Below are 1,746 nucleotides of genomic sequence, written 5' to 3' on the forward strand. Positions count from 1 at the left end.
ACCGGGCACGACCCCGATGAATTTTGCAAGGCTGTCTCCGCCGAAGGTGTCTCGATGGCTGCCCACTACATCCAAGATCCAATCTATATGCGTGGCGACTTCCTGACGAAAGGACGCACCTACGGCGATAGCCAATTCCCGTTTAACAGTCCGTATATCAGTCGTGAATACCATTACGGTCCCGAACTGGTGCCCGGCGCAGTCGAGGGCTTGAGAACCGTCGCCGTCCGTGGCATCCACGAGCACATGAGCGAGGACGACATTCGGGATACTGCTAAGGCGATCAATAAAGTAGCGCATGGGTTGGCTGGATCGGTGTGATAGTAGAGAACGGAGATCTCCGTTCCATCTTTTCTAAACCACCGGGGTAATACGTATGTCTCCCGCGCTCCTGTAGGTCGAGATTCATATCTCGACACAAAGTGTTGATTATGGAAATCGATTGATTCAAATTGCCTAAGTCGTAACCCGTAGCACCAGAGGTGCGACATGTGTATGGATAGGTGAAATGTCATGGGTAAATGGTCGGAGGGTCATGATTCGGAGGGTACACTCCCTACGTCCGTTTTCTGTAGGAGGGAATTCCAATTCCCGCTCTTGCTACCCGAAGAGCCGTCAACCTTCTCCTTCTCAGCGGACTTGGTGAAAGGTTGCAGCAGCGGCGTGCTATTTCAAGTCCGTCTCAACGGTCAAACTTACTTTGAAATCTTCAAAGATACCTTTGATTGGACGGACGGTAGCATCTCCCTCGCTCAGTTTGCTGGTAAACCTGTACTGTTGGAATTGGTAGCAGACCCCGGTGAAACCACAATTTGCGATTCGGCGTTTTGGGCAGACCTCCACATCACCGCTGCGCCCAACCCCGACGCCAACCTTGATGGACGCATTAATGTCCTCGACCTCATCCTTGTCGCAAGTAGTTTCGGTGAGCAACCCCCTAGCAACCCACAGGCGGATACCAACAAAGATGGCGTGGTCAATCTCCTAGACCTCGTCTTCGTCGCGGAGCATCTGAGTCAAAACGCCGCTGCACCTTCCCAACTAGCTCTCATCAAATCTATCCCATCTTCCGCCAAAGAAATAATTGCAGCACAGCGGGCTTTGACCGAGTTAGAAGCGATGCCAAACAAATCACACGGCGTTCGCCACTACCTATCCATCGCGGACCGGAACGTCCTAGAGACCAAACTCCTGCTCAACTATCCCAACCCGTTCAACCCCGACACATGGATACCGTATCAGCTATCGGAAGGGTCAACGGTCACTGTCAAAATCTACGATGTGACCGGCAGCTTAATCAGAACAGTCAATGTTGGACACAAATCGGTGGGCTACTACCTCACCCGTGAACGTGCGGTCTATTGGGACGGTCGGAATGAAAAGGGGGAGCGGGTCAGCAGTGGTGTCTATTTTTATACACTGAGTGCTGGCGATTACACCGAAACCCGCAGAATGGTTGTCGTCAAGTAGGAGGGAAAAGAAGAGAAAGTGGGAAGGGAAGAAAGTGAGAAAACGGGAAACGCGGAACCTGATGTGCAAGTAGAAACCGAGTTTTTTCTTCAAAGCTTGGTTTCTCTCAAAGAAAGAATCTTGAAATCACTGCGTCTTAGCGACTTTGCGTTAATTTTAGGATTCGTGGAGATTGTCCGATAACGTCAGTCAAGATGTTGACATACTCCAAAACCTAAAGGATTTGGATTCTTTAGGAGTTGAATTGTGCTATCAACAAGGTTAGCCATCCGAAGA

Annotated in this window: 2 protein-coding genes; both read left to right on the top strand. The window is 50.3% G+C overall.

What is annotated here, in order from left to right; translation table 11 throughout:
* A partial coding sequence (locus J4G02_20975) for a hypothetical protein (protein ID MCE2396997.1) occupies nt 1-321 on the top strand: 321 nt, incomplete at its 5' end.
* 192 nt (nt 322-513) lie between these two features.
* Entirely contained in the window at nt 514-1,470 is a 957-nt protein-coding gene (locus tag J4G02_20980) for a T9SS type A sorting domain-containing protein (protein ID MCE2396998.1), read from the top strand.
* Nucleotides 1,471-1,746 lie beyond the last annotated feature (276 nt).

The sequence above is a fragment of the Candidatus Poribacteria bacterium genome, assembly GCA_021295755.1.
Classification (GTDB): Bacteria; Poribacteria; WGA-4E; order WGA-4E; family PCPOR2b; genus PCPOR2b.

What these genes read in the sequence shown, in the direction of transcription:
- J4G02_20980 (MCE2396998.1), top strand. Translation starts at nt 514, where the DNA reads ATGGGTAAATGGTCGGAGGGTCATGATTCGGAGGGTACACTCCCTACG.